The sequence below is a fragment of the Winogradskyella sp. 4-2091 genome, from assembly GCF_045765065.1.
Lineage (GTDB): Bacteria > Bacteroidota > Bacteroidia > Flavobacteriales > Flavobacteriaceae > Winogradskyella.
The window spans coordinates 503139-520493 of record NZ_JBJKOD010000001.1; the positions used below are offsets into that span (position 1 = coordinate 503139).

At 30.7% G+C, this 17355-nt stretch carries 19 protein-coding genes; 7 read left to right on the forward strand and 12 right to left on the reverse strand.

Annotated elements, in window-relative coordinates; all coding sequences use genetic code 11:
* Positions 1-4: 4 nt before the first annotated feature.
* The gene (locus ACJBCC_RS02145; protein ID WP_407556270.1) at positions 5-907 is read right to left on the reverse strand and encodes an ABC transporter ATP-binding protein; all 903 of its coding nucleotides are present in this window, start codon (positions 905-907) and stop codon (positions 5-7) included.
* A 135-nt stretch (positions 908-1042) separates the two neighbouring features.
* Between ACJBCC_RS02145 and ACJBCC_RS02150 the strand changes: the two genes are divergently transcribed.
* Entirely contained in the window at positions 1043-2098 is a 1056-nt protein-coding gene (locus ACJBCC_RS02150; RefSeq protein WP_299099566.1) for a hypothetical protein, read from the forward strand.
* 79 nt (positions 2099-2177) lie between these two features.
* Here ACJBCC_RS02150 and ACJBCC_RS02155 read toward each other — a convergent pair whose 3' ends face one another.
* The 6 genes from ACJBCC_RS02155 to ACJBCC_RS02180 all read right to left on the reverse strand — a co-directional run bounded on the left by ACJBCC_RS02155 (position 2178) and on the right by ACJBCC_RS02180 (position 7840).
* Positions 2178-2696: an IS1096 element passenger TnpR family protein gene (locus tag ACJBCC_RS02155; RefSeq protein ID WP_299099568.1), complete on the reverse strand. Its 519-nt coding sequence runs from the start codon at positions 2694-2696 to the stop codon at positions 2178-2180.
* Positions 2697-2895: 199 nt separating this feature from the next.
* Positions 2896-3912, reverse strand: a complete 1017-nt coding sequence (locus ACJBCC_RS02160) for a COX15/CtaA family protein (protein ID WP_407556271.1) — start codon at positions 3910-3912, stop codon at positions 2896-2898.
* Positions 3909-4364, reverse strand: a complete 456-nt coding sequence (locus tag ACJBCC_RS02165; protein WP_407556272.1) for a GNAT family N-acetyltransferase — start codon at positions 4362-4364, stop codon at positions 3909-3911. The genes ACJBCC_RS02160 and ACJBCC_RS02165 overlap by 4 nt, the downstream gene beginning before the upstream one ends.
* Before the next feature lie 2 nt (positions 4365-4366).
* Positions 4367-5779 (reverse strand): CCA tRNA nucleotidyltransferase, encoded by a 1413-nt coding sequence (locus ACJBCC_RS02170; RefSeq protein ID WP_407556273.1) that lies wholly within the window; start codon positions 5777-5779, stop codon positions 4367-4369.
* A 162-nt stretch (positions 5780-5941) separates the two neighbouring features.
* Positions 5942-6640, reverse strand: a complete 699-nt coding sequence (locus ACJBCC_RS02175; RefSeq protein ID WP_407556274.1) for a sugar phosphate nucleotidyltransferase — start codon at positions 6638-6640, stop codon at positions 5942-5944.
* A 3-nt stretch (positions 6641-6643) separates the two neighbouring features.
* Positions 6644-7840, reverse strand: a complete 1197-nt coding sequence (locus ACJBCC_RS02180) for a UDP-N-acetylglucosamine 4,6-dehydratase (RefSeq protein WP_407556275.1) — start codon at positions 7838-7840, stop codon at positions 6644-6646.
* A gap of 243 nt (positions 7841-8083) precedes the next feature.
* Here ACJBCC_RS02180 and ACJBCC_RS02185 point away from each other — a divergent pair, with 243 nt between their 5' ends.
* A complete protein-coding gene (locus ACJBCC_RS02185) occupies positions 8084-8848 on the forward strand; it encodes a lipopolysaccharide kinase InaA family protein (RefSeq protein ID WP_407556276.1) in 765 nt (254 codons plus the stop codon).
* On the opposite strand, the gene ACJBCC_RS02190 is transcribed toward ACJBCC_RS02185, so the two are convergent.
* Positions 8849-9619 (reverse strand): glycosyltransferase family 2 protein, encoded by a 771-nt coding sequence (locus tag ACJBCC_RS02190; RefSeq protein WP_407556277.1) that lies wholly within the window; start codon positions 9617-9619, stop codon positions 8849-8851.
* Positions 9620-9659: 40 nt separating this feature from the next.
* Between ACJBCC_RS02190 and ACJBCC_RS02195 the strand changes: the two genes are divergently transcribed.
* Entirely contained in the window at positions 9660-10484 is an 825-nt protein-coding gene (locus ACJBCC_RS02195; protein ID WP_407556278.1) for a glycosyltransferase family 2 protein, read from the forward strand.
* Here the strand turns inward: ACJBCC_RS02195 and ACJBCC_RS02200 are convergent, their stop codons facing one another.
* The 4 genes from ACJBCC_RS02200 to ACJBCC_RS02215 form a co-directional block, all read right to left on the reverse strand.
* Positions 10485-11573 carry a CDP-glycerol glycerophosphotransferase family protein gene (locus ACJBCC_RS02200; RefSeq protein ID WP_299099586.1) on the reverse strand — a complete coding sequence of 363 codons (1089 nt, stop codon included), beginning with the start codon at positions 11571-11573 and terminating at the stop codon, positions 10485-10487.
* Between the two features lie 31 nt (positions 11574-11604).
* Positions 11605-12543 carry a Stealth CR1 domain-containing protein gene (locus ACJBCC_RS02205; protein WP_299099588.1) on the reverse strand — a complete coding sequence of 313 codons (939 nt, stop codon included), beginning with the start codon at positions 12541-12543 and terminating at the stop codon, positions 11605-11607.
* A gap of 26 nt (positions 12544-12569) precedes the next feature.
* Positions 12570-13484, reverse strand: a complete 915-nt coding sequence (locus tag ACJBCC_RS02210) for an ATP-grasp fold amidoligase family protein (protein WP_407556279.1) — start codon at positions 13482-13484, stop codon at positions 12570-12572.
* 99 nt (positions 13485-13583) lie between these two features.
* Complete coding sequence (locus ACJBCC_RS02215; protein WP_299099593.1) at positions 13584-14399, reverse strand: 2,3,4,5-tetrahydropyridine-2,6-dicarboxylate N-succinyltransferase; 816 nt, start codon at positions 14397-14399, stop codon at positions 13584-13586.
* Between the two features lie 464 nt (positions 14400-14863).
* Between ACJBCC_RS02215 and ruvX the strand changes: the two genes are divergently transcribed.
* The 4 genes from ruvX (at position 14864) to mazG (ending at position 17326) form a co-directional block, all read left to right on the forward strand.
* Complete coding sequence (gene ruvX, locus ACJBCC_RS02220) at positions 14864-15277, forward strand: Holliday junction resolvase RuvX (protein WP_407556280.1); 414 nt, start codon at positions 14864-14866, stop codon at positions 15275-15277.
* Between the two features lie 168 nt (positions 15278-15445).
* Positions 15446-16036 (forward strand): peptide deformylase, encoded by a 591-nt coding sequence (gene def, locus ACJBCC_RS02225; RefSeq protein WP_299099597.1) that lies wholly within the window; start codon positions 15446-15448, stop codon positions 16034-16036.
* Between the two features lie 10 nt (positions 16037-16046).
* Positions 16047-16475 carry a DUF5606 domain-containing protein gene (locus tag ACJBCC_RS02230; protein WP_299099599.1) on the forward strand — a complete coding sequence of 143 codons (429 nt, stop codon included), beginning with the start codon at positions 16047-16049 and terminating at the stop codon, positions 16473-16475.
* 77 nt (positions 16476-16552) lie between these two features.
* Positions 16553-17326, forward strand: a complete 774-nt coding sequence (gene mazG / locus ACJBCC_RS02235; protein ID WP_299099601.1) for a nucleoside triphosphate pyrophosphohydrolase — start codon at positions 16553-16555, stop codon at positions 17324-17326.
* Positions 17327-17355: the final 29 nt, after the last annotated feature.

Consider the following 17355-nt stretch of genomic DNA (forward strand, 5'->3'; position numbering starts at 1 on the left):
TGGATTAGTTTTCTTGGCTGTCCGTTAATTGTAAAAATTGCTCTTCTAAACTTTCTTTTCTTTTCACAAGATGCGATAGCAAAATACCTTTATCAAACATTAATTTGTTGAAATCTGAAGCTGACATAGGCTGGTTTAAAAATGCAGTTATTAACTCGCCTTCTTCCTTTACTTTTTCAATATTAGGATGTGCATCTAAAATTGAGACTAATTCTTGATGTTTTTCAGTCTTTAATTCAAAGAAGCCATGACTATTAATCATTTCGTCTACACGACCAGAATATAATTTTTCTCCTTTTCTTAAAACAACCACATGAGAACATACTTTTTCTACTTCATCTAATAAATGCGATGCCAGTAAAATTGTAGTTCCATCAGCAGCAATATCTTTTATAATTTGACGAATTTGATGAATACCTTGAGGATCTAAACCATTTGTTGGTTCATCTAAAATTAAAATTTCAGGATCATTGAGTAGAGCAGAGGCAATAGCTAAACGTTGTTTCATACCTAAAGAATAAGTTTTAAACTTGTGCGTTTTTCTGTCGAGTAAACCTACAACATCTAATTTTTCGTCAATTTTACTATAATCAACACCTTTAATACGGCAAACTAATTTTAGGTTTTGTTCCGCAGACATATAAGGGTAAAAGTTAGGTCGCTCAATTATGGCTCCAACTTGTTTCAGGGCATCGTGTGTTGAAATATTCCCATCAAACCAGTGAAATTCGCCTTGAGTTTTATTGACTACGTTTAATACGATACCTAAAGTGGTTGATTTTCCACTTCCATTAGGTCCTAAAATACCGTATACATTGCCTTTGTTTATTGTAAAACTTAAGTCTTTTACAGCTGTTAAATAGCCAAATTTCTTTGTGAGATTATTAATTGTAAGGATTGGTTCCAAAATGATTGGTTTTAAAATACCTATAATCCTCTGAAATGAGACAAAAAACTATAAGATATTGATTGGTTATGTACGTAAGACGAATGAAGCTTTTATTTGTTACAATATTTTACAGAAAACCCTTAAATTTAGAAAATGAATGAAGATTTAAAAATATCGAAAAAGAAACCATGCTACCCAATTTCTTCTAAACTCGATTCGTATTTAACGCATTATAGAAGAAATATAAATTTGCCAATTTACTACGATGATTTACTGAGATTTCAAGGTTCTATTGTGGTTTATGATAAAAATGATGAGGATACACTTTGGGTTCGTGTTTACTATAATGATTTTGAACGTGATGAAATTGACTTAAGTCTTAAGCGTGTTTATTCTAGCTTAGTATCTGATGGTAGCGAAGGGATTTTAAAATATTTAAGTGTAGATGCTATTGATTTTTGCACCTTCGGGAATTCAAAGCCCTTTAGAGTAAAAGTGAGAAATATTTTAAATGATAACTATACGTATTTCTATATTAAAACAGCAGATGCGTCGCGTATATATGGCTTAGAATTAGAGCATATGTTGTCGCCGCACAGTTTAAACTTTTTAGTTTGTAAAGAAACTTTAATAGAAGAACACATAGCGGGAATTCCAGGAGATGAATTTATAAAAAACATGTTGCCAGATTGTAGTTCTTCAGAGAAATCTCAGATAGCAAAAGAATTCGTGAAATTTAATGAACGTTGTATGATTAGGCTATTGGGAGATATGCGTTCTTACAATTATGTCTTTGTACCTATTCATGATTTTGATCAAGTTGTCTTCAGAATTAGAGCCATAGATTTTGATCAGCAATCTTATGAAGGAAATTTAAAAATATACAGACCACAGTTCTTTAAAGAGAATTTTAAAATGGTAGAATTGGTAAAAGAAAAGATTCAAAAAGAATCAGTAGACCAATATAAAATTGAAGAACGTTCTATTGTGGCAAAACGAATGATTAGTTATAAAAACCGATTAAGGCGATTGCTAGATTGTATGGAGAATGATGAAATTTCAATTGAAAAGCATATCGATATGATTAAAGGACAGATCTTTAATTATACGCACGATGTCAATTTTAAAAGAAGTAAGAATATGGGAGAAATTCTAAAACACGCTCTCGATTTTGTAAAACGAAATTATGAAGGTGTTGGTTTACGTTAAGTTAGATACAAAAAAAAAAGTATGCCTCAAATATCTATCTGAGGCATACTTTTTATTTTTATAAATGATAAGTAATTGACTAGTTCCAATTTTCATCAAAATTTAGATTGTCATAGTCATCCATATCTATATCGTCTTCAAAATCACCGTAAATATCATCGTCTTCTTCGGCTTCAAAAGTTTTTTCTGGAGCTTCATCTGGTATTTGTCCATGCACGTACATTAAGTTAGGATAATCAGTTCCTTCTGCTTCCTCAACAATTTCACCTAATTCTACATAAAATGTCCACATATTCATAAAATCGTATAAGTAGATTAAGCGTGTAGATGCCTCGTGAATCATGTCTTTAATGATAGTAGTACTCATCATTTTTACTTCATTACCAGCTTCACTCATATCCATCATAGATATTTCTTCGCCTTGATTCCACTCTTCATCACTCATATAAAAAGAGGCCATTTCCATACCATCAAACCCGAAAGATTGTGTAATTACATTATGCAAATCTTCCATAGTGTCAGTTTCACGAATCTCAATATCGCGAAACACATCATCTTCGGTATCATTATCTAGGATAATTCTAAATCTGTAAATCATTGTTGAAAAATTATTTTGCAAAGATAGGGTTTCCTATTTCTAAATAGCAAGAACTAAATCCCAAATTCTATTGCAGCTTTGTTAAAAATATAAGACACTTATTTTGTGAATTGTCACTAACAATTTTGGCTTTTTTTAGAGTTGATTTATTACAGTTAAAGTGGTTCAACTATTTAGTTCTGTACAACTTGAAAAATATTTATTTACTAAAACGATGTAAAGTAAATATCATAGCACTTAACAAAATGAATGCACCAACCTGATGTAAAACACCTAGCCAAACTGGTACAGCCAAAATAAGAGTTAAAACACCTAAAGAAAATTGAATACCAACCATAATTAAAAGTGCATTTATTCCTCTTTTTTGGTTTGGTGTTGTTGCGATTCTGTTTCCTTTATACCAAATTACAAGTATTAAAATTGCCACAATATAGGCCAAGGTTCTATGTACAAATTGAACACCACTTTTACCTTCAAAAAAGTTGAGGTACGTTGGGTTTTGTTCTATAAAAACGGTTTCGTGTATCCATTTGCCTTCATTCATTAATGGCCAATGATTATGAATCCATCCTGCATCTAAACCAGCAACAAAAGCTCCGTATATAATTTGAATAACTAGTACAACTAAACTAATTCTTATAAAATTTCGAAGTTTTCTATCAATGATTTTTTTATCAGGAAATATTAAATCTAAAGCGACCCAAAATGTATAAGCAAAGGTTAAAAATGCAGTGGTTAAATGCGCTGCTAATCTATAATGACTAACGTCTGGTCTATCTACCAAACCAGATTTTACCATGTACCATCCCAAAAAGCCTTGAAACCCTCCCATTATTAAAAGAATTGTAGCTTTTTTTATCGTTGACTTAGAAAGGCGTTTTTTAATTAAGAAATATACAAACGGAATAAAGAAGACCAAGCCAATAAAACGACCAATCACTCTGTGAATCCATTCCCAGAAATAGATATCTTTAAATTCTTCAATTGTGAAATGATTATTAAGTTTCTGATATTCTGGGTATTGTTTATAAAGCTCAAAGGCTTCATTCCATTCTACCTCATTCATTGGAGGAATAGTACCAGAAATTAATTTATAGTTAGAAATTGATAATCCTGAATGTGTTAACCTAGTGATGCCTCCAACAACAACCATAACGAAGATTAAAATGCAACCTGTGAGTAGCCAATAGATGACAGCCTTGTTCTCTTTTTTCATCTTTTTATTTTTTTCTCAAAGCACAAACTATTTTCAACACCTTTATATTGACCATAGTTTGCGATAATTTGATAATCATTTTTTTTATAAAACTGAATTGCTTCTTTTTGACGCACTCCTGTTTCTAGTATGCATGAAGAATAATTTAATTCATTAGCCCAGCATTCTAATTCAGTTAAAACTCTAGTAGCAATGGCTTTTTCTCTTGTTTTAATAGTTGTAAACATTCGTTTAACTTCAACACTATTATCATTAAAATGTTTAAAAGCACCACATCCAGAAGGTTTTCCGTCTAAGTAGGCAATAACAACATGATTTAGTGATTTTATAGAATTAAACTGATTATAAAATTCATGCTCATCGCCATCGGTAATTTTTAAATACGCATCAAGTTGCTTTACTAGAAATCTAAAATCTGAATTATCTGAATTTGTTCTAATAAGCTCAATCATCTTTACGAGGTTTTAAGTCCCAGTTCTATACCTTTTTTCAACATTAAATCAAAAGCAGCTTCATGATCGTTAGGAATTTCGCCTTCCAGAATAGCTTCTTTTATCGCTTCTTTAATTAATCCTATTTCTCTTGAAGGTTTTAAGTTGAATGTTTTCATAATTTCTTCACCTGTAACTGGTGGTTGAAAATTACGTACCTGATCTCGTTCTTCTACTTCAACAATTTTATCTCTAACCTTCTGAAAATTATTATGATATTTTTTGAATTTTTTTGGATTCTTAGTTGTGATATCTGCTTCACAAAGTGTCATTAAATCTTCTACATAATCGCCAGCATCAAAAACCAAACGTCTTACAGCGGAATCTGTAACATCTGATGCTAAAACAATTGGTCTAGAACTCATAAACACCATTTTCTGAACAAACTTCATCTTATCATTTAATGGCATTTTTAAACGCTTAAATAATTTGTAAACCATTTTAGAGCCTACAAATTCATGCGCATGAAACGTCCAACCCACTTTTTTATGAAACTTTTTAGTTGGTGCTTTTCCTATATCATGTAATAAAGCTGCCCACCGCAACCATAGGTTGTCCGTAGTTTTTGCGATATTATCTACAACTTCTAAAGTGTGATAGAAATTGTCTTTGTGTCTTTGACCTTCAATCTCGTCAATACCTTTTAAAGCTGTTAATTCTGGAAGAATATATTTTAAAAGGCCTGTTTTTTCTAAATGAATAAAACCAATAGAAGGTGTTTTACTTTCAAGAATTTTATGGAGTTCAACTACTATACGTTCTTTAGTAATAATCTTAATACGCTCCTTATTATCAGAAATGGCTTTAAGCGAAGCATCTTCAATTTTAAAATTTAATTGGGTTGCAAATCTTATGGCACGCATCATTCTTAGCGGATCATCACTATATGTAATATTTGCATCTAAAGGTGTGCGAATTATGCCTTTGTCTAAATCGTTAAGACCATTAAAAGGGTCTAATAACTCACCAAAATTGTTTTCATTTAAACTTAGTGCTAAAGCGTTAATAGTAAAGTCTCTTCGGTTTTGATCGTCAGCTAGTGTTCCGTTTTCAACAATAGGATTCCTGCTATCTTCATTATAACTCTCCTTACGTGCACCAACAAATTCTATTTCAATATCATCGTAACGTAACATTGCTGTTCCGTAGGTTTTAAAAACCTGAACTTTAGGTTGGTTAGGTAAGTTTTTAGCCACTTGTTTAGCTAATTCAATTCCGCTACCAACAGCAACCACATCGATGTCTTTAGCATCGCCACGTTCTAGTAAATAATCGCGCACAAAACCACCAATTACGTAACTATCTACTTGTAATTCTTCAGCAGATTGTGTGATGTATTTAAAAATATTGTGTTTTAAAGCTTGTTTATGGTTCATATGATAATTGAATCAACAGAAGTTCTTCAAATTAATTGAAAAAAATACCGTTTTTTTAGCTGTGCAAAGATACGACACAAGGCTAATCTTTTAAAATGAAAACTGAGCTTTTTAAAACATTAGGAGTATAAAAGATTTAAAATTAGATATAACTTAAAGTCTCTAAAATTTAATATGTTTTACAGCTTCTTGGGCTTTCTTGTAATCGTCATGCTGACCAATATCTAACCAATATTCTCTAATTGGATAGCTTATAATTTTCTTGCCGTCATCAATTAAAGCATTTATTAAATCTGTAGCATCAAAAAAGGAGTCTTGAGGAATGTATTTTAAACATGCTTTTTTAAACATGTATATTCCCGCATTTAAATTATAAGCAATTGAATGTTTCTCCTTTAGGCGAGTAACATTTCCTTTTCCCTTTTCAACGATATCATGTGGAAGGCTAATTTCAAATGGCACAGTGGCAATTGAAGCATCTGCCTCATTCAATAGAAAATTATTTACCAATTGTTCTACATTTATATTAGTAAGTAGATCGGCATTCATTACTAATATATTATCTGTTTTATAAGCATCAAATAGTTTTAAAGCACCTATTGTACCTAAAGGTTTCTCCTCTTTAATAAAATTAATTTCAATTTTACTATTATCCTTAAAATATGAAATTACAGTATCGCAAAGATGATGTACAGATATGTTAATTGATTGAACACCATAAGACAGAAGCAAATCTATATTGTATTCAATAATTGATTTATTACCAACTTTTAAAAGTGCTTTAGGTGTATGTTCCGTCAGTGGTTTTAAACGGTTTCCTTTTCCACCAGCCATTATTACAACATCAATTTTATTATGCATTCATTACATTTTATGATCTAAATATGTTTCCGTTTCAAGGTGGTTAAAGTTCGGTAATAAATTATGAATTATACGACTTAAGTCGGTCTTATTCCAAGACTTTTTTTCTCTCAGTTGGTTTATAGAATGCGCAAATTCTTTGAGGTTTTTATCATTATTACCTAATGCTTCATTTTTTATAATGCCAATGGATTTAAATCGGTTATTATCTAGGGTTTCTGTAGTTGTAAAAAAAGCTTCTATTTCTTTTTCTCCAGTAGTATTAGTAGTTGTGAATAGGCAAGGCCATTTACCTTGTCTAGGTAAGGTTTTAGCCAATTTTCTGGCTTCTTCTTCAGTTGAACATAAATGTGGTTTGTAGCCTAGTGACTCAATAAAATTTACAGCAATCTCATCAAAACGAACAGGTTTTAGTGTTTCGCTTAATTTTGGAATCAATATTTCATTATTTCTGCCGAAAACGCAAGCCATTAAGCAAAGTTGACCTGATTCTTCTGATGTTATAAAATAACGCTGAATATCATTAGGTGCTACAATGGGTTGTTGTTTTGTAATACGCTGTTCAAAACTGTGTAGTAATGATCCATCGGAAAATGCAACATTTGCAAAACGAGCAGAAGAAATACTTATGTCTTTACTTTTTTGCGACAAAAATAATTCCATAATTCGTTTAGAAGCTCCCATCATATTTACAGGATCAGTAGCTTTATCTGTAGAAACACAAAAGTATTTGTTGACACCTTTATCTATTGATTGTTGAATGGTTTTTTCCGTATTGAAAATATTAACATCTAACATTCGCATAAGTGTGAAGGGATCTTCTTCATTTCTAACGTGTTTTAGTGCAGATAAATTCAGTACATAGTCGTAATTTCCATCTGACTCAATAAATGCGTCATAAGGAACGGAACCAATGTCTAAAGCAAATGTTTTAAAATCGCCATTGATGTAACCGAGAGAACTTCTAATATCTCTAACTAATTCTACTAGGTTATTTTCACTTAGATCTACCACGTGCAGCTTAAGCGGGTTTCGTTTAAATATTTCTTTTGTAACCGCTTGACCAATAGTTCCTGCACCTCCTAGAATTAGAAACTTTGATTTTGTAACAATTGCTTTTAATTCATCATTAAGAACTTTTAAGTCATCATTAAATAACTCGTTTTTTCTTCCTATAAGATTTAGAATTGTATTGGTCAAGATTTAATTTTAGGTTATTGATTGAGAATAAAGTGTTGAATTACAGATTGTATTATTTCAACACTTAGCTATGTAAATATAAGGTATAGTATTTATGATAAAAAATGAGATGAACTAAAAAAACCAATTGCGCTTAAAATATTTAAAAGTTGTAGATTTGTTTTCTATTACAATGGTTTATTCAAAATTTTAAAAGCATAAGTATTAAACCTAATTTTATCTAATTATTTCAACTCAATATAATTGAAACAGACTAAAAGCATACATTATAAGTTTACTCAGCACGAGACGTTTTTAGATGATATTATAAATAATTACGAAAGTAAAGGCGAAGATTTTGGTAACCAGAAAAGGAACTCCTTAAAGCTTTTTAAACTTGAAGGTAAACGGCTTAACGTAAAGTCGTTTAAAATACCAAATATGGTTAACCAAATTGCTTATGGTTTTCTAAGAAGGAGTAAAGCACAGCGGTCCTTTGAGTATGCACAGAAGTTACAATCTTTAGATATTGGTACGCCTCAGCCTGTAGCTTATTATCAATTTTCAAAATCGTTTTTATTTAAAAAGAGTTATTATATTTCTGAACATCAAGATTATGATCTAACTTACAGAGAACTTACTCATGATTTTAATTACCCAGATTACGATGCTATTTTAAGAGCTTTTACCAGATTTACTTATAAAATGCATATTAAAGGCATTAAATTCTTAGATCATTCTCCTGGAAATACTTTGATTAAAAAAAGTGAAAATGGATATGATTTTTATTTGGTAGATCTTAACCGGATGGAATTTAAGCAAATGGGTTTTGAAGAACGCATAAAAAATTTCGATCGCTTAACAATCCATAAATCTATGGTAGAGATAATGAGCGATGAATATGCTAAGGTTTCTGGTGAAGATTATGAAACAATTGTTCGTTTAATGTGGCAATTTACGGAAGAGTTTCAAGCTAAGCATCACAAAAAGCAGCGTATGAAAAAACGATTGAAATTTTGGAAAAAGTAACTAACTATTTTCTTTATCCTTTTTTTGTAAATCACGTAATTTTAGATATTTCAAATATGTAATTCTACCTGTTTCTTTACAGATTATAAATCCATTTTTACCATCCAATATACCAAGTCTTATTACATAAGATTTAAAAAATGCCCAAGATGGATTCCAGATTAAATTCCAAATTGAAGCTCTCTTGCCAGAGCTATAATAAGCTTTGGCAGCAATAGTAGAAAAGTAGTCTGTTTTCTCACTAAATTCCAGATAACTTTGATAGGTAAGGTGTAGAATATCACCTTTTAGATGTCCTATATTTGATGATGTGTTATGAAGTTGAACGTTATCATGAGGATTAATTCCTTTCCATTCGGCTTTTCTTCTATCAAAAACACGTAATTTTTTGTTAGGATACCAATCTGAATGTTTAATCCATTGGCCACAAAAATTGTTGAAACGGTTTGCGTAGTAACCATCAAATGTCCAATTAGATTTTAAATCTAATATGGATTCTTGAAGTATTTTAGATAAAGATTCATCACCATCTAAAGAGACAATATGATTATAGCTCGCTTGGGATAATGCAAAATTTTTCTGCTCTATATAACCTAAGAAATTTTGTTCTACAAACTTTACATTGTAACGTTTACACATGGCTTTAGTGTTATCAGTAGAAAAAGAATCTACTACTACAATTTCATCTACAACATTTTCTAAAGATTGTAAGCATTTTTCAATATTACGTTCTTCATTAAAGGTTATAATAACTCCAGATAGTTTTAACATTGTAGTAATTTCTCTGCTGTAAAAATAGTATTTTTACGTTATGCAATCTAATCTAAAGGCTTCTGTAATTATAAGTACTTATAACCAACCTGAGTGGTTAAGATTGGTGTTGCATAGTTATAGCCTTCAAACTATAATAAATTTTGAAATTATCGTAGCAGATGATGGTTCTGATGAGCGTACAAAATCAGTTATAGATGAGTTTTCTGCCAATACAGAACTAAATGTTATCCATGTTTGGCAAGAAGATGATGGGTTTAGGAAAACTAAAATTTTGAATAAAGCCATAATGGCTTCAAATTCTCATTACTTAATTTTTACAGATGGAGATTGCATTGCTCGTAAAGATTTTGTGGCTACACATCTTAATTTACGTCGAAAGACATATGCACTTTCAGGAGGTTATTTTAAGTTAAATGCATCTATTTCAAAGACTATTACAGCTAAAGATATTACTCAACAAAATTGTTTTGATGACGATTGGCTAATATCAAAAGGTCAATCTAAAACTTTCAAATTAAATAAACTCACCAAATCAAAAATTAAAGCTAAACTTCTAAATAAGCTAACACCAACAAAAGCTACTTTTGATGGAATGAATGTGTCTTGCTACAAAGCTGATATTTTAGCCGTTAATGGTTTTGACGAACGTATGCAATATGGTGCAGAAGATAGGGAAGTAGGAGAACGCATGATGAATAATGGAATTAAGTTTCTGCAAGTACGTTACAGTACTATTTGCGTCCATTTATTTCATGAAAGGCCTTACAAAAATGAAGCAGCTATGGTATTAAATAATAAGATAAGAAAAAGTACAAAGCAAAATAAATCTCGATTTACTGACTTCGGAATTACCAAAAAATAACTATTCAGGTTGAATAGTGTAAGGTTTATTATAGCTTTTAAGAGTAAAATATCTTAAACGCTTTCTTATTTTATATTTTCTAATCAAATTAAGAGGTTTGTTTTTTAGTTGCGACTTATCTTCGTGTAAATAAGTAATAGAGGCATCAATTACTCGTTTACTAGATTTACCATCAAAATAAGGATGTAATTGATTGATAAAAGGTTCTATTTTTTCAATTAAAGCTTCGGGATAACTTAAAGCATAATTAAAGTTTTCTTCAATTTTACTAGCGTCATTTACATGTATTAAATAATCATGATTAAATGTGTGCTTATAACTAACAACAGGTTTTTTTTGTAACAAAAACTCTTGAATGGCAGATGTTGTATCTGCAAATAAAATATCAGAATTTTGAAATATTGGAATTAGATTAGTTGTATCATAATACGTGAAATTTTCATTTTCTAGTGATTTCCATTTGTCTACAATGTCCTTAGGGATTTTAGGATGTAACACCATTGCAAATGAATATTTTCCTGTTTTTGTTAAACGCTTAACTTCGTTGAAAACGGAATCGTCAAAAGCTAAACTAAGTCTTTCGGTAAACGTTGAAGCTATTAAGATTTGTGGCTTATCGGTTGATTTGGATTTTTTAATAGGAAAGAGCGGGTCAACCTTACTCCAGCCTGTTTCAATAATTTTAAAATGTTTATACTTACGTTCAAGTTGTTTAAAAATAGACGTTGTACTTGGTCCTTGTGTACAATATAAATCGAAGAATCCTCTAATTCTGAATTCGCTAAAAATATGTTTTTTAGAAGGTCTTTTTTGTGCTAAAAAACCATGAAATATCTGAACTTTTAATCCTGAAATAAAATCGGGTACGTCATTAGTGGCCGTTAAAACAATGTCTGGTTTATAATTAACTACATCTTGTATTGTGCTTAAAACATTGGTGTTACCTTCTGTTTCTAATGCCACTTTACCTTCATTGAGATCGCTAAACCACATAATTGAATGTCCTCTTTTCAAAATTTCTTTTTCTAAAGGTGCACCTATAGGAAGAGCGTAACTGTAAGAAATGTATATTAAAAATTTATAAGTCATACCAATACGTAATTTTGTAATAAACCTAAATTTATGAGGTTCTGTTTTCTAACCAACCTATTATGTAATCTAAAATATGTTGAGGACTGCGATCTAAACTTTGAAGTCCTAAAAATAATTTCCCCTTAATTTTAGTGTTTAATTTATACTTATACCAATACAGCGATTTTTTGTAAGATCTAAAATACATCAATTGCAGATCGCTTTTAAAATAACAAGTTTTGTTTTTTATTTCAAGATGATTTGCTAATCCTTGAGGTGTAAACTGACTTGGTTTTCTAAAACGATGTTTTATATTTTCTCTAAACACATTTTCATTCGCTTCAAAATAACTCTGAAACGTTGATTTTCTCATTGGATGAGGTGTATGCTTAAAGTTATAGTATTTATTAAAACCAGCTAATTTTGCAGCATTCTGCTGAATTGATTTATGGCCAACTCTAGGCTTTTTAAATTTCTTATAAAATATATCGTTATCAAATTTTAACCATTTACCTCTTAAAATTGGCCAACCATTTTTAAAGAAATCAGTTGGCTTAGTTTCATTAATTAAGAAGAAATCATCATTAAAATAAATAAAATGTTCTGCTAAATTAGGAATTCGATATAGACAGGTTTCTATTGGTCTACAATTAAAAGTAGGCAAGTATTCTTCATAGCCTTTAAAGATTATCTTGTGATCTACAATAGATACATTACTGTAATCCTTATTGTGGTTTTTTAAAAATTCTGGAGTCTGGTTATCTGTAACAATATAAATATTATTAATATACGATGCGTATTTTAATATAGAATCAATAGTGAATTTAATTTCATTTACTTGATCATAGCGTGTTCTAAATTTTTCAGAATTAATTTTAGTTTTATCTTCTAAAAAAGGAAGCATTTTAGTCCTATGATCTATGTCATTGCCATCAACCCAAAGAATTACTGCGTCTATTGGGTTATTTTGAATGTTATCAGTCGTCATATTAATATTCCTTTAGTTTTAGAAAATTAATTCAATGTTGTTATTGCATTCTTTGCCGAGTCTAATTTAGGAAGCACAAAATAATCTCCAATAATTTGGTTATAGGCTTCAGGATAAAAAGCTTTTCTCGCGTCAGATGGATAAAAGGTCATTTCTCCAAATATGGTTTTTCCGTTAACAGAATAAAAATCTACACGTACAAAAGGTAATTTATCGGCCAATGCTTCAGTGCACTTTATCATTTCTTCTAGATTAATAGGTTTTTCTATTTCTGAAGAAATACTCTTATAATTTAAGCTTTTTCCAAAAGGTAATAAATTAAATTCTAAATCAAAACAACCTTGCTTATGGTTGTCTTCTCTATCTATATGAACGTCAATAAATTTTGCCTTTCCATTAAAACAATAAAATTTATAATCTACGAGAGAATTTTTATCGTCTTCTTTTAAAAATTTTTCAACTATTATTCTTGGTGCTACGTCTTTGTAAGCCCATTCTTGTCCCATTCTATAATACTGATTCTTTCCGAGCCATTTCGTCATCTTTTTTTGGGCTTTAGAAATATCTAGATTTTCTTTATCTGTGACAATAAGATTATGACTGCTTGTATGTGTAGCTTTTATTACAAATTTATTAGGCAATTCGTCAAAAGGAATACTTTCGGCATTATTATAAACACCAAAAACTTCATTAAGATATTGCTTACCTATTTTAGCTTCAACATAAGATCTTACAGCATATTTGTCCACCAATTGATTTAAAATTTTAGGACGATAGAATACTTTGTACCATTCAATTTTAGCATTAAAATCCCTTGGGTCGTTTAAGTCTAATTTTTTACCTGAAAAGTACTCGTAATGATAACGTACATACATTTTTGAAGGCAAAAAACGCATTTTTCTTAAATGCCTGCAGAAAAAACGACGTACTTTATTTATCATTTATATCAGTATTTTTAATGAATATATAGAAATTAGTGCGCTTCAATTTTTGCAAGACTTAATAATATTAGCCTGTTAAATTAAACACTAAGGCTGTTATTAAACAGCGACATCATACTCACGTAAAGCATCATTTAATGATGTCTTCTTATTTGTACTTTCTTTACGCTTACCAATAATTAATGCACATGGTACTTGAAATTCACCAGCAGCAAACTTTTTAGTATAGCTTCCAGGAATAACAACAGAACGTGCTGGCACAACACCTTTAGTTTCCACAGGCTCGTCTCCAGTGACATCTATAATTTTTGTGCTCATAGTAAGAACTACGTTGGCACCTAAAACAGCTTCTTTTTCAACGCGTACACCTTCAACTACAATACAGCGAGAACCAATAAAAGCACCATCTTCTATAATTACAGGCGCAGCTTGTAATGGTTCTAAAACACCACCAATACCAACTCCTCCAGAAAGATGGACATTTTTACCAATCTGTGCACAACTACCAACAGTTGCCCAAGTATCTACCATAGTGCCTTCATCTACGTAAGCACCAATGTTTACATAACTAGGCATTAAAATAGTACCTGCAGAAATATATGCACCATGTCTTGCTACCGCATTTGGTACAACTCTAATTCCGCGTTCAGCAAAGTTTTTCTTTAATGGAATCTTATCATGATATTCAAAAATACCAGCTTCTAAAGTTTCCATTTGTTGAATAGGGAAATATAATACAACCGCTTTCTTTACCCATTCATTTACTTGCCAACTATCTTCAACAGGTTCTGCAACTCGCAAGGTACCAGCATCTAATAGGTCAATTACGTTTCTAATAGCACTAATAGTAACTTCATTTTTTAATAATGAACGATCGTTCCAAGCATCTTCTATAACAGATTGTAGTTGTGTCATTTGTGTATTTATTATTTGTTTATGAAGATATGCGTTTTGTAAGATTCAATAAACATTACAATGAGCATACGAGTTTCATAATAAGGGTTTAATTAATTTTCAAGCCCAAATATAAGTCCATAAGTGACCATCAAAAAATAATTTAAAATTTATTTAGTATAAATGTGACTTTTTAAAAAAGGTAGTGTCTTAAAAGTAGTTAAACGGAAGATAAATTATTTCTGATAACTTATCTGAGAATTTAATTAATAGCTAATTTCGAAAACCCCTTTCCCCTTTTTAAGGGGTTTTCTTTTTTTATAGAATTAAATTTTGTGACCTATTTAAAATAATGGTGTCTTATAAGTGATTGAGTGATTATCATAATCATGGTTTGTTAGATTGGTTATCTACAAAACGCTTCTTACTTGTAAGGAGCGTTTTTCATTTTCTATTTAAATTTATAAATGCATTACCTTTGTTTTATGGGAAGAATTTTAGCCATAGATTATGGTACCAAACGCACAGGTTTAGCTGTAACCGATGAAATGCAAATTATAGCATCTGGTTTAACAACTGTTGAAACTAAAACGTTGCTTCAGTATTTAAAAGATTATACCTCTAAAGAAATGGTTGAAAGAATAGTTGTTGGTTTACCAAAACAAATGGATAATACAGCTTCAGAAAGCGAAGTGTATATTCAAAAGTTTTTAGTGCAACTATCTAAAGCACTTCCCGAAATTCCGGTTGCTCGAGTAGATGAAAGATTTACTTCTAAAATGGCATTTCAGACTATGATTGATAGTGGATTAAAGAAAAAACAACGAAAAAATAAAGCGCTCGTTGATGAGATTAGCGCAACTTTAATTTTACAGAGTTACCTATCTAGTGTACAGTAAACAATTATAAATTGTTACACTACCTTGAAATGAGACGGATTAAACAAAATTATTTAAATAAAAAAAAGACTTAGCGTTTTGGTAAGATAATTTAATAGAATTTAGTCCTTATATATAGGAATATAGTTTTTGAAAATTAATACTTTTGCAATCGAAAATAAATGAATTATGATTTTACCAATCGTTGCGTATGGTGACGCAGTTTTAAAGAAAAAAGCAATAGCCATTGATAAGGATTACCCAAAACTAAACGAACTAATTGATAATATGTACGAAACAATGTATGGTGCATATGGTGTTGGTTTAGCCGCTCCGCAAATAGGATTAGCAATAAGAATGTTTATGGTTGATACGAGTCCTTTTGCAGAAGATGAAAGTTTTTCTGAAGAAGAGCAAGAGAAGCTCAAAAATTTTAAAAAGACATTTATTAATGCTCAAATACTTGAAGAAGTAGGTGAAGAATGGGCCTTTAACGAAGGATGTTTAAGTATACCAGACGTAAGAGAAGATGTTTTTAGACGACCAACGATAAAAATAGAATATCAAGATGAAAATTTTGAGACTCACGTTGAAGAGTACGATGGTTTAATTGCTAGAGTGATTCAGCATGAATACGATCATATTGAAGGCGTGTTGTTTACAGACAAATTATCATCATTTAAAAAGCGTTTATTAAAAGGACGCTTAACCAATATTGCAAAAGGAAAGATTAAAATTGATTACAGAATGCGTTTTCCTCTAATGAGTAAAAAACGCTAATACATAATATATGAGTTTAGATAAAATTTTATCAATTTCTGGAAAACCAGGATTATATCAAATCGTTACACAAACTAGAACTGGTGCAGTAGTAGAGTCGCTAATAGATAAAAAACGAATCACTGTTGGTGCACACAGTAACATTAGTATTTTAAGTGAAATTGCTATTTATACTTTAGCTGAAGAAGTGCCTTTAAGAGATGTGCTTAAAAAAGTAAAGGAAAAAGAAGGCGGGAAACCAACATCTATAAGTCACAAAGATGGAAAAGATACATTAGAAGAATTTTTCTTCGAAGTATTACCAGATTATGATGAAGATAGAGTTTACCCTTCTGATATAAAGAAGGTGGTACAATGGTATAATTTACTTCAGAAAAACGATCTATTAGGTTCACTTGAAGAATCTAAAGAAGATAAAGATACTTCTGAGGAAGAATAAATAAATATCAGTTAGAGTAATTCTTATTCTAAGGTAATTTGAATAAGTATTGTTTCTAGAACAACTTACACTAATTAATGTCTGATAAAACGGTACAATTAAAAGCCTTTGAGCGTTTGTTAATTATCATGGATGAGTTGCGCGAGCAATGTCCTTGGGATAAAAAACAGACCATGGAATCTTTACGTCATCTCACTATTGAAGAAGTCTACGAGTTAGGTGATGCTATCTTAGATAATGATTTAGAAGAGGTAAAAAAAGAATTAGGTGATGTACTCCTTCATATTGTATTTTACTCTAAAATAGGTAGTGAAACTAATAATTTTGATATCGCAGATGTGTGTAATAGTATTTGTGATAAGTTAGTAGATCGTCATCCTCATATCTATGGAGATGTTGTTGTGGAAGATGAAGAAGAGGTAAAGCGAAACTGGGAACAACTAAAGCTAAAAGAAGGTAAGAAAAGTGTTCTAGAAGGTGTCCCAAAAAGTTTGCCAGCAGTTGTAAAAGCAAGTCGTATACAAGATAAAGTTGCTGGTGTAGGATTCGATTGGGAAAACCCAGAACAAGTTTTTGAAAAAGTAGAGGAGGAGTTAGCAGAATTAAAAGCTGAAATTTTAAAAGGAGACCAAGATGCTATTGAAAGCGAGTTTGGTGATGTGATGTTCTCTATGATTAATTACGCACGTTTTCTTAAAGTGAATCCCGAAAATGCCTTAGAACGTACCAATAAAAAATTCATTAAACGCTTTCAATATCTTGAAGGTAAAGCTAAAGATTTAAACAAATCTCTGAAAGACATGACACTTTCTGAGATGGATGTGTTTTGGGAAGAGGCGAAATCACTATAATTATTTGTAACTAGTAAGAATCTTCTACA